Raw genomic sequence first — 17,645 nt, 5'->3', positions numbered from 1 at the left:
CCCGCCGGCAGCGACCGCGCCCTGATCGCCCTGGCCGTGCGCCTGTGGCAAGCTATGCCGCACTGATGGCCACGCCCCGCACCATGCCGCGCACCCCCCGCTCCACCGTCCGTCCCGCTGCCACCCCCAAGCGACGCGCCCCTTCGGCCCGCAAGGCCCCCGCAGCCCCGTCCGACGTGCCGCTGCCCGGCGGCGCACTGGCGGCCAGCGCTTGGGGCGACACACCCGAAGACCGCATCTACCAGGCGGTGTTCGAGAGCGTCATGGGCCAGCGGCTGGCGCCCGGCACCAAGCTGCCCGAGGCAGCGCTGTGCGAGCTCTTCAACGCCAGCCGCTCCACTGTGCGGCTGGCCCTGCAGCGGCTGGCGCACGACCACATCGTGCAGCTGCGCCCCAACCGCGGCGCCATCGTGGCCATGCCCACGCCCGAGGAAACGCGGCAGATCTTTGAAGCCCGCCGCGGCCTGGAAGCCGCGCTGGTGCGACTGGCCGTGGCCCACATCACCGCGGCGGACCTCAAGGCGCTGCGCGCGCAACTGCGCGCCGAGCACGAGGCCATGCACCGCTTCGACCAGCCCGCCTGGGCGCGCCTGGCCAGCAGCTTTCACCTCAAGCTCGGCGAGCTTGGGCGCAACCCCATCCTGCAGCGCTACCTGGTGGAAATGGTCTCGCGCTGCTCGCTCATCGTGGCGCTGTACGAACCCCCCGGCAACGCCTGCTGCGAGCACGACGAACACGAGGCCATCGTGAAATGCATCGAGCGCGGCGATGCCGATGGTGCGGTGCGGCTGATGGACCAGCACCTGCAGGAACTCGAGCGCAATGTGTGCCTGCAGACCGAGGCGCGCGCCCCGGGTTTGAAGGAGCTGCTGGGCTTGTAACAAGGGCAGGCGGATCGTGTTACAGCCCCTCGAGGGCACCGCTACAATTTTGGACTGTCCACTGCCCGAGCACCACGGCGCCCTGTGCGCCAGCGGTGCTGAGTCCATATGAACCACGACAACCAGGGACCCGAACGTCTGAGCTGCGACGTTCTCGTGATCGGCGGGGGGCCCGCCGGCTCCACCGTGTCACCCATGCTGGCCCAGAAGGGCCACCGCGTCGTGCTGCTGGAAAAGGCGCACCACCCGAGGTTCCACATTGGCGAATCGCTGCTGCCCGCCAACCTGCCGCTGCTCGAGCGCCTGGGCGTGGCCGACGAGGTGCGTGCCATCGGGCAGTACAAGCCGGGCGCCGAATTCGTCTCGCCCCACCACGACCACACGCAGACCTTTCACTTCGCCGAGGCCTGGGACAAGTCCATGCCCTACGCGTACCAGGTCAAGCGCGCCGAGTTCGACGAAATCCTGATCCGCAACGCCGAGCGCAAAGGTGTGGAGGTTCACGAAGGCTGCAAGGCGCGTTCGGTGGAATTCCTGCCCGACCGCAGCGTGCGCGTGCACGCCGAACACGACGACGGCCGCACCAGCGTGTGGGATGCCAGGTTCCTCGTGGACGCGTCCGGACGCGACACCTTCCTGGCGTCGCGCTTCAAGATCAAGGAGCGCAACCCGCGCCACAACAGCGCGGCGGTGTATGGCCACTTCGCCAACGCACGGCGCAACGCCGGCGAGGCCGAAGGCAACATCACCATCTTCTGGTTCGACCACGGCTGGTTCTGGTTCATCCCGCTCACGGGCGGCATCACCAGCGTGGGCATGGTCACCTGGCCGTACCACATGAAAACGCGCGCGGGGCGCAGCGTCGATCAGTTCCTGCTGGACAACATCGCCACCTGCAAGGGCCTGGCCGAGCGCCTGCAAGACGCCCGCCTGAGCGCGCCCGCCGAGGCCACGGGCAACTTCTCGTACGCCGCCCAGCACAACCACGGCGACAACTACCTCATGCTGGGCGACGCCTACACCTTCATCGACCCGGTGTTCTCGTCGGGCGTGTGGCTGGCCATGAACGGCGGCGAGCTCGGTGCGCAGACCATCGACACCTGCCTGCGCCACCCGAAAAAGGCGCGCGCGGCGCTCAGGCACTTTGACCGCCAGAGCCGCCGGGGGCCCAAGGCCTTCTCGTGGTTCATCTACCGCGTGACCAACCCCATCATGCGGGACTTCTTCATGGGACCGCGCAACGTGTTCCGCGTGAAAGAGGCGCTGCTCTCCACCCTGGCCGGCGACGTCTACGGCGGCGCGCCCATCGGGCGCTCCATGCTGGCGTTCAAGGCGCTGTACTTCGTGGCCAACATCCTGCAACCCCGCCGCGCCTTCGCGGCCTGGCGCAAGCGGCGCGACAACATCCGACCGGCGGACGAAGCGGCCCTGGCACGCGTGCCGTGACGCTGCAGCACGCGCCCTGCAACGCCGATACCCCCCACCCGGGTGAGCCCCTGGGCGATGCGGTCATCGGCCTCACCCCAGACCTGCCCGACGCCGCGTGGCCCCGGCAGCCATTGCGAGCGCCGCTGCTGCTGGCGAACGCAGCGCATCGGCCGGAGCGCTGGTTCACCGACGGGCCGGTGCAGCAAGGCCACAGCGAAGGCATTCACTGGCGGCGCAGCGCCGACGCGCTGTACGGCGTGATCGAGCAGCACGAAGCCGACTTCCCTGCCACGGCGCAGGGCGCGCCCTTGCAGCACGCCAGCCAGGCCCTGTACGAGCGCGTGTTCCGCCTGCTGCAGGCGCAAGGCACGCCGCACCTGTGGCGCGTGTGGAACTACCTGGCGCGCATCAACGACGCGTCGCACGGGCTGGAGCGTTACCGCCAGTTCAACCTGGGCCGGCACGAAGCCTTCGTGCAGGCCCGGCGCGAGACCGGCGGCCAGGTGCCGGCGGCCTGCGCCATCGGGGTGGCGCACGGCCCGCTCTCGGTGGCGTTTCTGGCGGGCAACTCGCCACTGGTACCGCTGGAAAACCCGCGCCAGGTGAGCGCCTGGCACTACCCCGCGCAGTACGGGCCGCGCGCGCCCACATTCTCGCGGGCGGCACTGGCCTATCCATGCGACCAGGAGGCGCTGTTCATCTCCGGCACGGCGAGCATCGTGGGGCACGAGACCGTGCACCCGGGCGACGTGGCCGCGCAATGCCACGAGACCGTGCGCAACATCGCCTGCCTCGTGGACGAGGCCAACCGCGTGCGCCGCTCCGCTCCGCCCTTCTCGCTGGGCGGCCTCAGCCACCGCGCCTACGTGCGCCACGCCGCCGATGCGCAGACCGTGCAGCACACGCTCGCACCCTTGCTGCAAGGCGCGCCACTGGTGCTCGTGCAGGCCGACATCTGCCGCGCCGACCTGCTGGTGGAAATCGAATGCCAGGCCATCCATCCGCTGACCGCATGACCCCGCTCGAACGCCCCACCTCGTGGCTGTGGAGCGTGTACGAGCACGTGGCCATGGTGTTGGGCCTGAGCGCGCTGGCCGTGGTGTGCCTGAGCTGGACACCCCTGGCCATTGCGCTGTACCCGGTGCTGCCCACACCGCTGGGCCGCTGGGTGGGCCGCCAGGCCATCATGCGGGGCTTTCGCCTGTACGTGGGGGTGCTGCGCACGGTGTGCGCCTGCCGCTTCGATCTCTCCGCCATCGATGCGCTGCGCGACCAGGGCCCGATGGTGATCGCCGCCAACCACCCGTCGCTGCTCGACGCCGTGCTCATCACCTCGCGCCTGCCCAACGCGGTCTGCTTCATGAAGGCCGACATCATGGACAACCCGCTCTTCGGCGCGGGCGCGCGCATGGCGCGCTACGTGCGCAACGACCACCTGATCGGCGCCATCCAGAGCTGCCGGCGCGAGCTGCAGCAGGGGGCCCAGATCGTGATCTTTCCCGAGGGCACGCGCACGCTCGGTTATCCCGGCAATGTGCTGAACCCGCTCACGCGCTCCACGGCGCTGATCGCCACGCGCGCCAACGTGCCCGTGCAGACGCTCATCGTCGAGTTCTCCAGCCCCTACCTCGGCAAAGGCTGGCCGCTGTGGCGCAAGCCCAGCCTGCCACTGACCTGCCACATCCGCCTGGGCCGCCGCTTCGAAGCACCGCGCGACGCGCGCCTGTTCACCCAGGAACTGGAAGCCTACTTTCGCGCCGAGCTCAGCGGCACACCGACCCCCGTGGCCGCCTCAGTGGCCGCCTGACCCATGACCCTCCCCAGCACCACCCACCTCGTTCTCATTCCCAGCTACAACCCGGGCCGCAAGGTGCTCGCCACCGTGCGCGCCGCGCGCGCGCAGTGGACCCCCGTGTGGGTGGTGGTCGATGGCAGCACCGATGGCTCGGCCGAATGGCTCACCGCCGAAGCCGCCGCAGACCCCGGGCTGCGCGTGGTGGTGCTGCCGCACAACCAGGGCAAGGGCTCGGCCGTGCTGCAGGGCATCACGCTGGCCGCGCAGGCCGGCTTCACGCACGCGCTCACCATGGACTCCGACGGCCAGCACCCCGAGACGTTGATCCCCACCTTCATGGCCGCCTCACAGGCCACGCCCGGCGCCATGGTGCTGGGCAAGCCGGTGTTCGGCGCCGAAGCGCCCGCGCTGCGCGTGAACGGGCGCAAGGTCTCCAACGGCTGGGCCAACCTGGAGACGCTGGGCATGGGCATTGGCGATTCGCTCTACGGCTTTCGCGTCTACCCCATCGAGCCGCTCATGCGCGTGATGCACGGCACGCGCTTCATGCGCCGCTTCGACTTCGACCCCGAGGCCGTGGTGCGCCTGTGCTGGGCCGGCGTGCGGCCCATCAACATCGACGCGCCGGTGCGCTACTTCTCGGTGGAAGAAGGCGGCGTGTCGCACTTCAACTACCTGCGCGACAACGTGCTGCTGACGTGGATGCACACGCGGTTGTTCCTCGGCTTCGTGCTGCGCCTGCCCGTGCTGCTGTGGCGGCGCCTGCGGGCCTGAAGCCGCCACCATGAACACCACCGAAATCTTCCTGATCGCGATGGCGGTCATCTTCGCCGTGCCCTGGCTCATCTGGCGCGTGGCGCGCACCGACTACTGGGCGCCGCTGGTGGTGGTGCAGATCGTCACCGGCATCCTGCTCGGCCCCGGTGTGCTGGGCCAGGTCTGGCCCGAGGCGTACCGCTTCGTCTTCAACCCTGCGGTCATCCAGTCGCTCAACGGCATCGCGTGGTGGGCCGTCATGCTGTTCGTGATGATCGCCGGCATCGAGCTCGACCTGCGCCAGGCCTGGGCGCACCGGCGCGAGAGCGGCATCACCGCCGGCCTGGCGCTGGGTACGCCGCTGCTGCTGGGCTGCCTGGCCGCCGCCCTCTTACTCGGCCACGCCGGCTGGATGGGCAGCGACGCGAGGCCCTGGCAGTTCGTGATGGGGGTCGGCATGGCCTGCGCCGTGACCGCGCTGCCCATCCTCATCCTGCTCATGGAAAAGCTCGAGGTGCTGCGCCAGCCGCTGGGCCAGCGCATCCTGCGCTATGCGAGCCTGGACGACATCGCCATCTGGGGCGTGCTCGCGCTCATCCTGATGGACTGGCAGCGCGTGGGCAAGCAGGCGACGTTCATCGCCGCGTTTGTGGCGCTGAGCTGGGCCTTTCGCCACCTCATGCGCCGCCTGGCCGAGCGCGACCGCTGGGCCGTGAGCCTGATCTGGCTCGCGGTGTGCGCCTTCGGCGCCGACTGGTCGGGCCTGCACTACATGGTGGGCGCGTTCCTGGCCGGCGTGGTGATGGACGCCGAGTGGTTCGACCAGGAGAAGCTGGACCTGCTGCGCCACCACGTGCTGCTGGTGCTCATGCCGGTGTTCTTCCTCTCCACCGGCCTGCGCACCGAATGGGCCGTGGGTGGTGTGGCGGTGTTTGCGGTGGCCGCGCTGCTGCTGGTGGCATCGGTCAGCGGCAAGCTGCTGGGCGTTCACCTCGCGGGCCGCGCGCTGAAGTGGCCGGCGGGAGAAGCGTCCATCATCGGCTGGCTGCTGCAGACCAAGGCGCTGATCATGATCATCTTCGCCAACATCCTGCTGGACAAACACGTCATCACCAGCAACACCTTCACCGCGCTGCTCCTCATGGCCGTGGCCAGCACCATGCTCACCGTGCCGATGGTGGAGCCCGCCTTGCGCCGCGCGCGCCGCGAGGGCGCGGCGTGGTGGAGCAAGACCTGAGGCCCTGCGCCCTTCAGGCCATCGCGCCGTTGATCGAGATCACCTGACCGCTCACGTAGGCGGCCTTGTCGGAGGCGAGGAAGGCCACGAGCTCGGCCACCTCGTCGGCGCGGCCGGCGCGCTGCATGGGCACCAGGCGCTTGATGGCTTCGGCGTCGAAGCTGCCCTGGATCATGTCGGTCTCGATGATGCCAGGCGCCACCGCGTTGACCGTGATGCCGCGGCTGGCCAGCTCCAGCGCGAGCGACTTGCTCGCCGCGTGCAGCGCGCCCTTGGCCGCGCTGTAGTTCACCTGCCCCCGGTTGCCCATGACGCCGGCAATGGACGAGATGCTCACGATGCGGCCCCAGCGCTTGCGGATCATCGGCATGGTCAGCGGCTGCGTGACGTTGTAGAAGCCGTTCAGCGAGACATCCAGCACGCGGTCCCACTGCTCGCCGCTCATGCCGGGGAACACCGCGTCGTCATGAATGCCGGCGTTGTTCACCAGGATCTGCACGGCGCCCGCCTCGGTGAGCGCGGCCAGCGCGGCGGCGGTGGCCGCGCGGTCGGTCACGTCAAAGGCGACGGCTTCGGCACTGCCGCCGGCATCGCGAAGGCCTTGTGCGATCGCGCTGGCTTTCTCAAGCTGTCGGTTGGCGTGCACGATGACGTGGTGGCCGTCGGCGGCCAGGCGCTGGCAGATCGCAGCACCGATGCCGCCACTGCCGCCGGTGACGAGGGCTCGTTTCATGGCTGCGGTTCTTTCCTGCATGTCAAAGGGCTTCGGCGTCGAGCACCACCGCCGCGCGCCCTTCGAGCAGGCAGCGCTGGCCGTGGTGCAGGGTGAAGCGGTAGAGCACGTTGTTCGCGTCGCCCGAGACGCGCTCGGCGCGCACGCTCAGCGGGCCTTTGAGGTCGTCCAGTCGCTCGGCGTGCAGCGTGACGCTGCGCACGCTGGTGAGGTAGCCCTGGCGCGGCGCGGCGTTCAGGCCGGCCACCAGCGCGCCGTGCACGGCCATGGCCTGCGCCGCATATTCAATGCCGTTGGCCGCGCCCAGACGGCCTGCCGCGCGCAGCGGGTGCGTGGGGTCGTTGTGGCTCAAGGCCGCGCACACCACATGGTCGGCCGACCATTCGGTGACGGCGTCGAGCAGGCACATGTTACCGTGATGGGGAATGCGGGCCGCGATGCCGGCGCGGTCGAGCGTCGGCGCTGCGCTCATGCGCACTCGATCCGCACGGCGAGCTGCACGCCGGGGAGGTAGTCCAGGCACACATCGGCGCTGCGCGCCTGGGCCAGGCATTCGAGCAGTGGCAGCGAGCGCAGCGCGGGGATGGCCAGGCGCAGGGGCTCCAGCGCGGGCTGCGCCATCGGCAGGGCAGGCGCCGGGGTGAGCCAGGCGGTGATGCGCGCCAGCGACTGGTCTGAACGCGTGGGCTCCAGCCGCAGCGCCACACCGGCGCAGTCAGGCAGCGGGCGTTTGGCGCGCAGGGGTTCGGGGTACTCGCTGTCGTAGGCCAGCAGCAGAGTGGCCTGCTGGTCCAGCACGACCTGGCCGAGCGCATCGAGCAGGCCGGCGCCAAAGCTGCCGTCGTGCGCGCAGAGCACCTGACACGGCGCCATCGACTTGGTGGCAATGCCCCAGTAGCCGGCGGGCGCGTTGTGCACGGAGTTGTGAAAGCGCGTGGGCGAGATGTGGCGGTCGTCGGTGGCGAGCTGCTCGCACAGCGCATGGCAGTTGTGGCCGTCGGAGCCCGAGGCGGTGAACACCGTGGCCAGCTGGGCCACGTCGGCACCGCTGGCGGCCTCCAGGCCAATGCCCAGGCTGAGCTTGATCACGCGGCTGGCGCGGCGGCGCTCGGCCGGCGGCAACAGCGCCGGCGCGGGCAGCACCGAGGGCGCCGACACCCAGGCTTGCTCGCCGCGCAGCACGGCACGGGCGCTGGGCCAGTCGGGCAGGCCGGGTGCGATCAGGCCCACACCGGCCACCCAGGCAGACAAGGGCGTGTTCATGGCGCTGCCTTGCCGAACACCAGGCTGCAGTTGCTGCCGCCAAAGCCGAAGGAGTTGGTGAGCGCGTGGCGCAGATCCGCCGATGCGCTGTGCCGCTGCACGCGCAGCGCGATGGCAGGGTCGAGCTCGCGCGTGCCGGCGCTGCCGGGCACGAAGCCATCGACCAGCGCCAGCGCACACACCACGGCCTCCAGCGCGCCCGCTGCGCCCAGGGTGTGGCCCGTGGCGCCCTTGGTGGACGAGCACGGCACGCTCGCGCCAAACACCGCGGCCACGGCCTTGCCCTCGGCGCTGTCGTTGGCCGGCGTGGCGGTGCCGTGCAGGTTGATGTAGTCGACCGCGTCGGCCGGCAGCGAGGCCGAGCGCAGCGCGGCCTGCATGGCCATCTGTGCACCCAGGCCGTCGGGGTGCGGCGCGGACATGTGGTACGCGTCGCTGGACTCGCCGGCACCGAGCAGCCACACCGCATGGGGCTCGGGCGTGTCGCAGGTGCGCTCCAGCAGCGCGTAGGCGGCGCCTTCGCCAATCGAGATGCCGTTGCGGTTCACGTCGCAGGGGCGGCAAGGGTCGGTGGAGGTGAGCTCGAGCGAGGCAAAGCCGTACAGCGTCGTGAGGCACAGCGAGTCGACGCCGCCCACCAGCGCGGCGTCGAGCGTGCCGAGCTCGATCTGGCGTGCCGCTGCGGCAAACACCTTGGCGCTGGACGAGCACGCCGTGGAGATGGTGGTGGCCATGCCGCCGATGCCGAGGTGCTCGCGCAGCAACTCGGCCAGCGCATACGGGTTGTGCGAAGTGGCGTAATGAAACGACGGGGGCAGCGCGCCACTGGCGGGGTCGCGCTGGCGGTAGGCCAGCTCGGTTTCCAGAATGCCCGAGGTGCTGGTGCCCATGAACACGCCCACGCGGTCGGCGCCATACCGCGCCACGGCGGCCCGCACGCGCGCCTCAAAGCCGTCGGCGCGCAGCGCCAGCAGCGCCAGGCGGTGGTTGCGGCACTCAAAGGCCGAGAGCGCGTCGGGCAAGGGGTGATCGTCCACACCGGCCACTTCGCCGATCCAGGTCGGCAAGTCCACCGTCTCGAACGCACAGGGCTGCAGGCCGCTGCGGTCCTCGCGCAGGGCAACGCGGTGGGCTTCAAGCCCGACGCCCAGGCAGGTGGTGGCGGTGTAGGCGGACAGCAGCAGAGGCTTCACGTTGGTGCGCTGAAAACGAGGTCGGGCATTGTCTCAGATGGTGGCATGACCCTGCGCGCCGCTCAGTGCGGCACCCGACACACCAGCATCACGTTGGCAAAGGGCTTGCGCCCGTTCATGGGCTCGGTTTCCACCACGAAACCCAGGCGCTGCAGCTCGGCCACCCAGTCGGTCAGCGTGCGGCAGTACAGGCGCGGCAGGCGGTGGCCGCGCGTGTACGTCACCAGCCGGTCCACGCCGTTGCAGATGCGGTGGGTGATGCCGGCGCTGGCATCGCCGATGCGGGTGAGAAACACGCCCCCCGGTGGCAGGGCCAGGCGGATGCGCGCGAGCACGTCGCGCTGCCCCTCGTAGCTGAAATAGTGCAGCGCATCCAGGATGAGGATGGCGTCGGGCCGGCCGAAGTCGACCGCGTTCATGTCGCCCTGCTCGACCCGCACCACCGGGTGCTGCGGCCCGAAGGCGCGCGCGGCGCGCTCCACGTCGCGCTGCATGAGTTCGACGCCGCGCAGCTGGCGCGGCCGGGGCGGCGGCGCCCAGCCCTGCGGCCACTGCCCTTGCTCGTGCAGCCGCTGTGCGGCCAGCAGCCAGGCAAACAGGCTGCCCTGCCCGCAACCGAGGTCCAGGTAATGACCGCCCTCAGGCAACAAGCCCCGGCGCAGCATCTCGTGAAAGATGGTGTCGTAGCCCAGCTTGCCGCGCGCGTAGTGGTAAGCAAAGCGCCCGCTGGGGCGAAAGGTCTGGCTGGCTTCATCGACCAGCGCTCGAACGGTGGGACGGCTCATGGGGGCAAGGCTAGGGAGAGGGCTTGGGACAGGGTGACGGGTGAGAGGCGGCGCTCGGCCAGGGTGTGCAGCAGGCGCGGCAACACGGCGAGCACCACGGGCTCGCCGGACGGCGTGCGGGCGCAGTGGCCGTCGTGCATGAGCACGATGTCGCCCGCGCCCAGCCGCTGCGCCAGACGCTGGTAGACGCGTTCGGGGTCGCCGGTGCGCGTGTCGTAGGCGCGGCGCGTCCAGGTGGCCAGCCGCAGGCCCAGGCCGTGCAGCACCGGATCGAGAAAGGGGTTGCGCAGGCCGGCGGTGGCGCGGAAAAACTGCGGCGCCTGGCCGGTGATGTCGGACAGGGTGGCCTGCGCGCGCGCAATGTCGCGGCGCATGGCCCCGGGGCCGAACAGCGAGAACGCGTTGCTGTGCGCGAAGCCGTGGTTTTCCACCCGGTGACCGCGCTCGACGATGCGGCGGCACAGCGCGGGGTGTTGCTGCGCGATGCGCCCGATGCAGAAAAAGCTGGCTTTCGCGTGGGCGGCGTCGAGCAGGTCGAGCACGCGCGGCGTCACCTCGGGGTCGGGTCCGTCGTCGATGGTGAGTGCCACCTCGCGGCGCTGCACGGCGGCGTCGGGCAGGCGGGTGAGGTTGGGGCCGAGCAGGTGGGAACTGGGCCACAAGCCGGCACCGGCCAGCAGCGCGTGGTTGGCCACCAGCGCGCCGGCCGCCCAGGGCCAGGCGGCGGGCACGGCCAGCGTGCCGAGCACCGCCGCACCGTGCACCACCGCGCTCGCGTTCAGAAAGGGGGATGGCGTCCAGCGTGCGGGCATGTCAGGCGGCCTGCGGGGTGGAAGAAAAATGACCGGCGTCCAGGAAGCGCTCCCACAGCGGCACCCAGGCCGCCCAGTCGTGACCGCCGGCCACGGTGTGGCGGGAGGCCGGTGGGAAGCGCTCGGCCACGCGCTGGATGCGCGCGGCGAAACGGTCTTCGGTGCCATGACCGACGAACACCGGCAGCGCAGGCGGGGGGCGCTTCAACCACTGCCACACGCGCAGCTCGGGGTCGCGCAGGTCGGCTTCGGTGGGTTGCCACTGGTCTGGGCCACCGGCGCGGTCCACCACGTTCATGCTCGGGCGGCTGCCGGGGTACGGCGCCAGCAGGCACAGCCCGTCGGCCACGCCGGGGCGTTCGGCCAGGTGGGCCATGGCGACCATGCCGCCGAGCGAGATGCCGCCCAGCCAGACGCGCGCACCGCGGGCGCGGGCGGGTGACAGGAGGTCGGCCTGCAAGGCGTCCCAGGTGTGCACGGCGTCCAGCCCCACTTCGCTGATGTCGACCGACAGCAGGTCCAGCGCCAGGCCGCGGCGCGCGATGCACTGCGCCAGACCGGCGTCGAACAATTCCTCGGGCTGCATGTGGGCCCCGGGCAGCATCACGAGCAGCTGCGGCGCAGCGCTCACGGTGCCCACGGTGCGCAGCACGGCCTTCACGGCGCGGGCCTTCTGACGGCAAACGCGGCCGACAGCACCAGCGCCAGCACCGCGCCGGGTGCCACCGTCACGCCAATGGCGTGCAACACAGGCACCGACGACCAGGCCAGCACGCCAAACCCGATCACGGTGGTGGTGCTGGCCACCCCGATCGAGAGCAGGGTCTCGTCGTCCAGCACCTCGCCCAGCGCCAGCCGGTCAAAGAAGAGCGCGTAGTTGGAACCCACGGCCACGGTCAGCAGCATGCCCACCAGGTGCAGCAGGTGCAGGCGCACGCCAAAGAGGTGCAGGCCGGCGATCACGACCATGACGGCCATGACCAGCGGCAGCATGACGCTGGCCAGGCGCAGCGCGCTGCGTTGCACGAACGCCATCACCACGACGATGGCCAGGAAGCCGGCGAGCGAGAGCGTGATCGCTTCGTCGATGTATTCGCCGTAGAGCGCGTCGAACTCGCCCTTGAGGTCGATGAACAGCGCACCGCTGCCCGCCAGCGCGCTGCGCACGGCGTCCACCGGAATGTCGGGGCCGCTGGCACCGGCCGCCGGTCGCAGCGGCAGCAGCACGCTCCAGCCGCTGGTGCGCTGCATCAGCAGGGCGTCCACCGCCAGGCCCAGGCCGGTGCCTTCGAGGTCGGCGCGCTGCAGGTTGGGCGCGCGGCGCGCGGCGGCCACGTCGTCCAGAAATGGCTGCAGGCGGTCGGCCGACAGCGGCGCGTCCACCAGCGCGGTGCGCAGGCGCTCGCGCAACGCGTCAGGCTCGGGCAGGCTGGCGCGGCGCGCGTTCTGCGTGGCCTCGCTGGGCAGGAAGCGCGCTGGCGTGTCAAAGCCGCCAATGAGCCCTTGCTCCACCAGCGGGCGCAGTTTCGCGCCGGCACGCTCGGCGGCCTGCAGGGCCTGCTCGCGGTCGGGTGCGGTGATCACGGCCATGTAGCGCGCGTCGGGTGCGCCCAGATCGCCGCGCAGGCGCGCATCGAGCTCGCCCTCGCTTTGCGTCACGGTCGACAGCGCCGACAGGTCGGAATGCCAGAGGTCGTTGCGCTGCTGCACCAGATACACCCCGGCCACCAGCACCAGCGCCAGCAAGGGCCAGCGCAGCACAGCAGCATGCTCCACCAGCGGGCGCAGCAACCGGCCCTGCCGCGCACCGTCGTGCAGGTGCACCCCGGGGCCGGCCAGCTGGGGCAGCAGGTAGCGCGTGACCAGCGCGGCCGTGAGCACGCCGGTGATGGCATACAGGCCCAGCTGCGCGAGCCCCGGAAAGCCGGAGAACAGCAAGGCCCCGAAGCCCAGCAGCGAGGTGATGACACCCAGGCGGATGGTGGGCCAGTACTGTTCGCGCCAGGCGCCCCCGCCCTGCCGGCCCGATTGCACGAAGTAGTAAATGGCGTAGTCCACCGCCTCGCCAATGAGCGCGGCGCCAAAGCCCACGGTGATGCCGAACACGGTGCCGTGCACCAGGCCCACCACCACGATGGCCGCCAGCGTGCCGCTGAGCACCGGCACCAGCGTGAGCAGCATGAGGCGGCCACGGCGGTACACAAAGCCCAGCAACACCGCCAGGATGACGGTGCTGATGATCGAGAGGCGGCTCACCTCCTCCTGGATGGTGGCGCGTGCGCGCACCGCAAACAGGCCCGGGCCCGACATCTCCAGCGTCAGCGCCTGCGCGCCTTGCTGCTGCACGACCTGCGCAAAGCGCTCACGGATGAGATCGATGGCGGCGGCCTGCCCGTCGGTGTCGGAGCCGAGCGCGTGCGTCTGCACGATCAGCATGGCGCGCTCGCCGTCGCGCGAGGCCCACACGCCGTCGCGCTCGTTGGGCTGCACGCCGGCGTTGAGGCCGGAGATGAGCTCCACCAGTTCACCCGTGGGATCGCGTGCCAGGTAGGGCTTGAACAGCAGGCCGGCCGATGAGCTCAGCAGGTCCACGCTGTTGTTCACCGCGGCCCGCAAACCTTCCACGCTGAAGCGCTCGGGGCTCACGGCGTTGCTCAACACATAGCGGTGGTCCAGCAGGAAATCGCGCGCGGCGTCCAGCGCCTCGGCCTCGCCGTTCTGCACCGTGTCCAGCGTCTCGTGACCGGCCAGCGATGCGCGCAGGGCGCGCGAGGCCTCGGCGCGCTGCGCCGCGTCGCCACCGGCAATCGCCAGCATCAACAGGCGCGAGACCGCGCCCTCGCGCAGCTGGTCGACCATCACCGCCTGCTCGGGCGTGGGCTTGGACGGCAGGAAGAAAGAGACATCGGCCGAGAAGCGGGTGTTCCACAGCAGGCCCAGGCCCACGGCCATGGCCGCCAGCCAGATCAGCAGCGCGCGCCAGACGGACCGCGTCATGGAAGGCGCACCGGCTCGATGGTCATTTCGGTGCGGTCACCGTCGGCCTGCAGGTAGGCAATGCCCAGCACCTGCTGGCGCGCGCCACTGAGCGTGATGCGCTGCAGCAGCGCCGCAATGCGCTGCTCGATGGGCACCAGCGTCAGCGTCCAGGCGTCGGCGTTGCCTGTGAGCTTGAGCGTGTAGTTGCGCTCCAGCGACGCGCGGTTGCCCTGCAAGGTGCTGCGGATGCTCTCGACGAAGGCCGCCACCTCGGGCCGCTGGCTGAGCTGGATCTGCATGCGGCGGCGGTCGCGCTCCAGGCTGAGCGTGTCCTTGTAGAGCACCATGGTCTCCACCTTGGGGGTGTAGGTGCGTTTCTCCAGCAGGTCGGGGGCGTTGTAGATGAGGTCGCCCGTGGCCACCACCGGCTTGTCGAGCAGCGCGAGGTAGCGCTTCTCCACAAACTTGGCCTGCCCGCCCGGGCTGCGTGCCAGCTCGGCCATGAGCTGATCCACGTCAAACGCGGCATGCGCCAGCGTGGTCAGCCCCAAGAGCACGAGGCCCGTGAAAAGTCGTCGAATCATGTGCGTTGCCAGAAGTCGAAAAAATTGAACCAGTTGTAGGGCGTCTGCCGGCAGAACCCGCCGAGCCGGTCGGCGTAGGCCTGCATGGCCTGCGCGATGGCCGCCTCGCGGTCGGCGCGCTCCACCGTGGAGAAGTCGGCGATCAGCTCGAAGTGCAGCCGGTACCGGTTGCCGCCCAGGTACAGGCCGGCCATGAAAAACACCGGGCGGCGCAGCATGGCTGCCATGCGCCAGGGGCCCATGGGAAAGCGCGCCGGCTCGCCCAGAAACATGCATTCTGCCGTGCTGTCGTTGGCCAGGGAGCGGTCGGCCAACAAGCCCACCAGACAGCCTGCGTCGAGCCGGTCACGCGCCTTGAGCATGGAGTCGGGGTGCCCCAGCGCCACCACGTCCTGGTGCGCGGCGGGGTTGATGGCATGGAGGATGGCGTTGATCTTTCGCGCGTTGTCCTCGTACATCATCATCGCCACCGGCGCATGGGCGTGCGTGTGGGCCATGGCTCGCAGCACCTCGAAGCTGCCCAGGTGCGCGCCCAGCAGCAGGGCGCCAGACTGGCGCTGCAGCGCCTCGTGCACCGCCTCCTGGCCAACGAACTCGATGTCGAACAGGTCGAAGCGGTCGTTGAGCAGGTAGACGCGGTCGTGCACCGTGCTGGCAAAACTCATCACGTGGCGGTAGCCGTCCATCCAGGTGGGTTTGCGCTGGAGCGCGCGCGCCAGGTAGGCCTCGCCGTGGCGGCGCGCCCTGGGCGAAAACAGCACGAAATACAGCGCGATGCCGCGCAGCACCAGCCGCCCGAAGGGGCGCCCGAGCGTGAGCGAGAGCCACACCATGAAGCGCAGCGCGCCGAGGTGGCTGCGCTCCTGCTCGCGCATCCACGCGGGAGGCGTTCCGCCCTTCATGGCGCCGGTGGCACGAGGCTGCCAGCGGCCACCTCGCGGTCGTCGCAGCGCGCGGTGAATGCCACGGCGCCGCGCGGCGTGACCTGCAGCGAAAAATGCACCACCTGCGAAGGCCCCACTGGCACAAAGAACTTGGCCTGCGCCACCTGCCAGCCGCCTTCGAGCGGGCGCCCGAGCAGCTGCGCCGCCAGCACGATGGCGTGATCGAGCAGCACCACGCCGGGCACGATCGGGCGCGAGGGAAAGTGGCCCGCGAAGGCAGGGTGGTCGGCCGGCACGCTCCAGCTCGATTCAGCTGCGGCCATGGCCCACCTTCTCTGCGTAGAGCGCCTGCAGCGCCTGGCGCGGCAGCTTGCCGGTCGTGTTGCGTGGCAAGGCGTCGAGCAGCACCAGCGGGCGCGGCAGAAAGATCGCGTCCAGCCGCTGGCGCAGGCTGGCCATGAGCGAGCGCGCATCCAGCGTGGGCGCCACCACGAACGCCGTCAGGCGCGTGACGCCGTCTTCGGCAGCGGCTTCGTCGGGCAGGAAGAAAGCGGCGTCCACCACGCCCGGTATGGCGCCCATCTGGTGGTTGAGGTAGGCCAGTGAGGTGCGCTTGCCGGCGATGTTGATCAGGTCGGCGTGGCGTCCGTGCAGCAGGAAGCGGCCACCGGCGCCCAGTTCGATCACGTCGGACAGCGGCACCCGGCCTTCCACATGGCCGCCTTGCGCGAAGGTGGTATCGCCCTCGTGCTCGAGCTGCACGGCTTCCATGAGCTGCCAGGCGGCCCCATCGAGCGTGCGGCGGCTGGCCAGCGCAGACGACTCGGTGGAGCCGTAAATCTCGTGCACGGGTGCGCCGCATTGGCCTTCGGCGCGGTGCGCCAGATCGGGGCTGAGCGGCGCGGTGGCCGAGAGCACCAGGTCCATGGGTGGCATCGGCAGCCCTGACGCGAGCAGCGCAGACAGGTGAAAGGGCGTGGTCACCAGCATGCGCGGGCGCGGCACGTATTCCAGCGTGGCCACGATGTCCTGCGGGTAAAACGGCTTGCAGGACGAAAAACTGCAGCCGCCATGCAGGGCGATCAGAAAGGTGGATTCGAAACCGTAGCTGTGCTGGATGGGCACCGTGCCCACGATGGTCTGGGGCCGCTCGAGCAGGCCCAGCGCCCGCGCCTCGGCACGGCCGTTCTGCACGAGCTTGCCCCAGGTCTTGCGGTGCGGCTGCGGCAGGCCGGTGGAGCCGGACGTGAAGAGGATGGCCACCACGCGCCCGGCATCGATCAGGGGCATGTCATGCACCTCGGCGCGCGGCTGCGTGGCCAGGTCGGGGAACACCCTGCCGGGCAGACCGGGCACGGCGTCGGGGCGCTCGCCGAGCCAGCTCACACCGGGAAAGTCGGCGGCCAGGCGCTGCAAGGTTTCGGGCGACTGCGACGAAGGCTGCAAGCTCACTTTGCCGGTGAGCAGTCCGGCGGCAAAGCCGACCGCGAAGCGGTAGCGGTCTTCGCACAGGTTGAGCAGCGCACCCCCCGCGGGCAGCTGCGCGGCCAGTGCGTGCGCGTCGGCCAGGAACTCACGCACGGTCACCGGGCCACCGGGGCACCAGGCCAGCACGTCGTCCAGCCCGCGCTCGCTGATCAGGGGCAGTGCATTCATGGCAGCGTGTGCCCGGCGCTGCGCTGCGCGGACTCCCTTCGGTAAGCCTGCACGACCGCCGCAATCCCGGGGCGCTCGTGCGGGGGCAGCACGCACAGCCGGCAGATGTACTCCGCGAGGAACATCACGCCCAGCAACGGCCCGGTGAGCAGGTTGGCATGCACCGACCAGACCGTGGGCGGCGCCCAGATGAAGAGCAGCGTGGACACGAGCGCATTCGCGAAGAAGAAGATCGTCCAGGCCAGCGTCACGTTGCGCGTGTAGCGCACCTTGCGCTCGGAGAGTTCGTGCGTGAAGATGCGGCGCGCCATGCGGGTGATGAGCGCCTCGCCGGGGCCCAGCAGCGTCTTGCCGAAGAACACGCCCAGCGCCACATGAATGCCCAGGTGCTGCAGGTAATACAGCAAGGCGACGTTGTGACGCAGCGCGGGCCAGAGCCACACGAGCAGCGCACCCAGCGCCAGCACCCCCGCCGCGCGCACCCACCAGGCCGGCATGCGCCACAAGGCCATGAGCACCGCCGCCGCGATGGGTGCGACCGCCACCACGGCGTTGAAGTCGGCGTTGCCCCAGCCGCTGCTGCCCACGTGCGCTGCCACCACCCACGCCGCCATGAGGAGCAGCACACCCAGGTCTCGCAGCACCGTGGTCAACGTCAT

Annotated in this window: 17 protein-coding genes and 1 pseudogene; 6 read left to right on the top strand and 12 right to left on the bottom strand. The window is 70.4% G+C overall.

Annotation, left to right across the window (positions count from 1 at the left end):
* The first annotated feature begins 65 nt into the window (after nucleotides 1–65).
* The 6 genes from KXJ60_RS05240 (at nucleotide 66) to KXJ60_RS05215 (ending at nucleotide 6,097) form a co-directional block, all read left to right on the top strand.
* On the top strand, nucleotides 66–881 hold the full coding sequence (locus KXJ60_RS05240; protein ID WP_363318036.1) for a GntR family transcriptional regulator: 816 nt from the start codon (nucleotides 66–68) through the stop codon (nucleotides 879–881).
* A gap of 108 nt (nucleotides 882–989) precedes the next feature.
* Nucleotides 990–2,327, top strand: coding sequence for an NAD(P)/FAD-dependent oxidoreductase (locus KXJ60_RS05235; RefSeq protein WP_291124782.1), 1,338 nt, complete (start codon nucleotides 990–992; stop codon nucleotides 2,325–2,327).
* Nucleotides 2,324–3,325, top strand: coding sequence for a hypothetical protein (locus KXJ60_RS05230; protein WP_291124780.1), 1,002 nt, complete (start codon nucleotides 2,324–2,326; stop codon nucleotides 3,323–3,325). The genes KXJ60_RS05235 and KXJ60_RS05230 overlap by 4 nt, the downstream gene beginning before the upstream one ends.
* Nucleotides 3,322–4,116 carry a lysophospholipid acyltransferase family protein gene (locus tag KXJ60_RS05225; RefSeq protein WP_291124778.1) on the top strand — a complete coding sequence of 265 codons (795 nt, stop codon included), beginning with the start codon at nucleotides 3,322–3,324 and terminating at the stop codon, nucleotides 4,114–4,116. Before KXJ60_RS05230 ends, KXJ60_RS05225 begins: the two co-directional genes overlap by 4 nt.
* A 3-nt stretch (nucleotides 4,117–4,119) precedes the next feature.
* Complete coding sequence (locus tag KXJ60_RS05220) at nucleotides 4,120–4,878, top strand: glycosyltransferase family 2 protein (protein ID WP_291124776.1); 759 nt, start codon at nucleotides 4,120–4,122, stop codon at nucleotides 4,876–4,878.
* Nucleotides 4,879–4,888: 10 nt separating this feature from the next.
* The gene (locus KXJ60_RS05215) at nucleotides 4,889–6,097 is read left to right on the top strand and encodes a cation:proton antiporter (protein WP_291124774.1); all 1,209 of its coding nucleotides are present in this window, start codon (nucleotides 4,889–4,891) and stop codon (nucleotides 6,095–6,097) included.
* Between the two features lie 13 nt (nucleotides 6,098–6,110).
* Here KXJ60_RS05215 and fabG read toward each other — a convergent pair whose 3' ends face one another.
* The 12 genes and pseudogenes from fabG to KXJ60_RS05155 form a co-directional block, all read right to left on the bottom strand.
* Entirely contained in the window at nucleotides 6,111–6,830 is a 720-nt protein-coding gene (gene fabG, locus KXJ60_RS05210) for a 3-oxoacyl-ACP reductase FabG (RefSeq protein ID WP_291124772.1), read from the bottom strand.
* Nucleotides 6,831–6,852: 22 nt separating this feature from the next.
* Nucleotides 6,853–7,302, bottom strand: a complete 450-nt coding sequence (locus tag KXJ60_RS05205; RefSeq protein WP_291124770.1) for a hydroxymyristoyl-ACP dehydratase — start codon at nucleotides 7,300–7,302, stop codon at nucleotides 6,853–6,855.
* The gene (locus KXJ60_RS05200; RefSeq protein WP_291124769.1) at nucleotides 7,299–8,093 is read right to left on the bottom strand and encodes a beta-ketoacyl synthase chain length factor; all 795 of its coding nucleotides are present in this window, start codon (nucleotides 8,091–8,093) and stop codon (nucleotides 7,299–7,301) included. Before KXJ60_RS05200 ends, KXJ60_RS05205 begins: the two co-directional genes overlap by 4 nt.
* Nucleotides 8,090–9,286 carry a beta-ketoacyl-[acyl-carrier-protein] synthase family protein gene (locus KXJ60_RS05195; RefSeq protein ID WP_291124767.1) on the bottom strand — a complete coding sequence of 399 codons (1,197 nt, stop codon included), beginning with the start codon at nucleotides 9,284–9,286 and terminating at the stop codon, nucleotides 8,090–8,092. Before KXJ60_RS05195 ends, KXJ60_RS05200 begins: the two co-directional genes overlap by 4 nt.
* Nucleotides 9,287–9,348: 62 nt before the next feature.
* A complete protein-coding gene (locus KXJ60_RS05190) occupies nucleotides 9,349–10,071 on the bottom strand; it encodes a class I SAM-dependent methyltransferase (RefSeq protein ID WP_291124765.1) in 723 nt (240 codons plus the stop codon).
* Nucleotides 10,068–10,883, bottom strand: coding sequence for a polysaccharide deacetylase family protein (locus KXJ60_RS05185; protein ID WP_291124763.1), 816 nt, complete (start codon nucleotides 10,881–10,883; stop codon nucleotides 10,068–10,070). Before KXJ60_RS05185 ends, KXJ60_RS05190 begins: the two co-directional genes overlap by 4 nt.
* A 1-nt stretch (nucleotide 10,884) precedes the next feature.
* Nucleotides 10,885–11,544: an alpha/beta fold hydrolase gene (locus tag KXJ60_RS05180; protein ID WP_291124761.1), complete on the bottom strand. Its 660-nt coding sequence runs from the start codon at nucleotides 11,542–11,544 to the stop codon at nucleotides 10,885–10,887.
* A complete protein-coding gene (locus KXJ60_RS05175; RefSeq protein ID WP_291124758.1) occupies nucleotides 11,541–13,880 on the bottom strand; it encodes an MMPL family transporter in 2,340 nt (779 codons plus the stop codon). The genes KXJ60_RS05180 and KXJ60_RS05175 overlap by 4 nt, the downstream gene beginning before the upstream one ends.
* Entirely contained in the window at nucleotides 13,877–14,446 is a 570-nt protein-coding gene (locus KXJ60_RS05170) for a LolA-related protein (RefSeq protein WP_291124756.1), read from the bottom strand. Before KXJ60_RS05170 ends, KXJ60_RS05175 begins: the two co-directional genes overlap by 4 nt.
* Complete coding sequence (locus KXJ60_RS05165) at nucleotides 14,443–15,348, bottom strand: acyl-CoA synthetase (RefSeq protein ID WP_291124754.1); 906 nt, start codon at nucleotides 15,346–15,348, stop codon at nucleotides 14,443–14,445. The genes KXJ60_RS05170 and KXJ60_RS05165 overlap by 4 nt, the downstream gene beginning before the upstream one ends.
* Nucleotides 15,345–16,986: pseudogene (locus tag KXJ60_RS05160) on the bottom strand (AMP-binding protein). Before KXJ60_RS05160 ends, KXJ60_RS05165 begins: the two are co-directional and overlap by 4 nt.
* Nucleotides 16,983–17,645 (bottom strand): hypothetical protein, encoded by a 663-nt coding sequence (locus tag KXJ60_RS05155; RefSeq protein ID WP_291124752.1) that lies wholly within the window; start codon nucleotides 17,643–17,645, stop codon nucleotides 16,983–16,985. The pseudogene KXJ60_RS05160 and the gene KXJ60_RS05155 overlap by 4 nt, the downstream one beginning before the upstream one ends.

The organism is Hydrogenophaga sp., assembly GCF_019264445.1.
Classification (GTDB): Bacteria; Pseudomonadota; Gammaproteobacteria; order Burkholderiales; family Burkholderiaceae_C; genus Hydrogenophaga.
This window is presented reverse-complemented; position numbering and strand designations above follow the sequence as displayed.

Bases quoted from the DNA above. Each gene is read 5' to 3' on its own strand.
- KXJ60_RS05155 (WP_291124752.1), bottom strand. From the start codon at position 17,645: ATGACGTTGACCACGGTGCTGCGAGACCTGGGTGTGCTGCTCCTCATG.
- KXJ60_RS05205 (WP_291124770.1), bottom strand. From the start codon at position 7,302: ATGAGCGCAGCGCCGACGCTCGACCGCGCCGGCATCGCGGCCCGCATT.
- KXJ60_RS05235 (WP_291124782.1), top strand. From the start codon at position 990: ATGAACCACGACAACCAGGGACCCGAACGTCTGAGCTGCGACGTTCTC.
- KXJ60_RS05175 (WP_291124758.1), bottom strand. From the start codon at position 13,880: ATGACGCGGTCCGTCTGGCGCGCGCTGCTGATCTGGCTGGCGGCCATG.
- KXJ60_RS05165 (WP_291124754.1), bottom strand. From the start codon at position 15,348: ATGAAGGGCGGAACGCCTCCCGCGTGGATGCGCGAGCAGGAGCGCAGC.
- KXJ60_RS05170 (WP_291124756.1), bottom strand. From the start codon at position 14,446: ATGATTCGACGACTTTTCACGGGCCTCGTGCTCTTGGGGCTGACCACG.
- KXJ60_RS05220 (WP_291124776.1), top strand. From the start codon at position 4,120: ATGACCCTCCCCAGCACCACCCACCTCGTTCTCATTCCCAGCTACAAC.
- KXJ60_RS05185 (WP_291124763.1), bottom strand. From the start codon at position 10,883: ATGCCCGCACGCTGGACGCCATCCCCCTTTCTGAACGCGAGCGCGGTG.
- fabG (WP_291124772.1), bottom strand. From the start codon at position 6,830: ATGAAACGAGCCCTCGTCACCGGCGGCAGTGGCGGCATCGGTGCTGCG.
- KXJ60_RS05200 (WP_291124769.1), bottom strand. From the start codon at position 8,093: ATGAACACGCCCTTGTCTGCCTGGGTGGCCGGTGTGGGCCTGATCGCA.
- KXJ60_RS05215 (WP_291124774.1), top strand. From the start codon at position 4,889: ATGAACACCACCGAAATCTTCCTGATCGCGATGGCGGTCATCTTCGCC.
- KXJ60_RS05190 (WP_291124765.1), bottom strand. From the start codon at position 10,071: ATGAGCCGTCCCACCGTTCGAGCGCTGGTCGATGAAGCCAGCCAGACC.
- KXJ60_RS05225 (WP_291124778.1), top strand. From the start codon at position 3,322: ATGACCCCGCTCGAACGCCCCACCTCGTGGCTGTGGAGCGTGTACGAG.
- KXJ60_RS05240 (WP_363318036.1), top strand. From the start codon at position 66: ATGGCCACGCCCCGCACCATGCCGCGCACCCCCCGCTCCACCGTCCGT.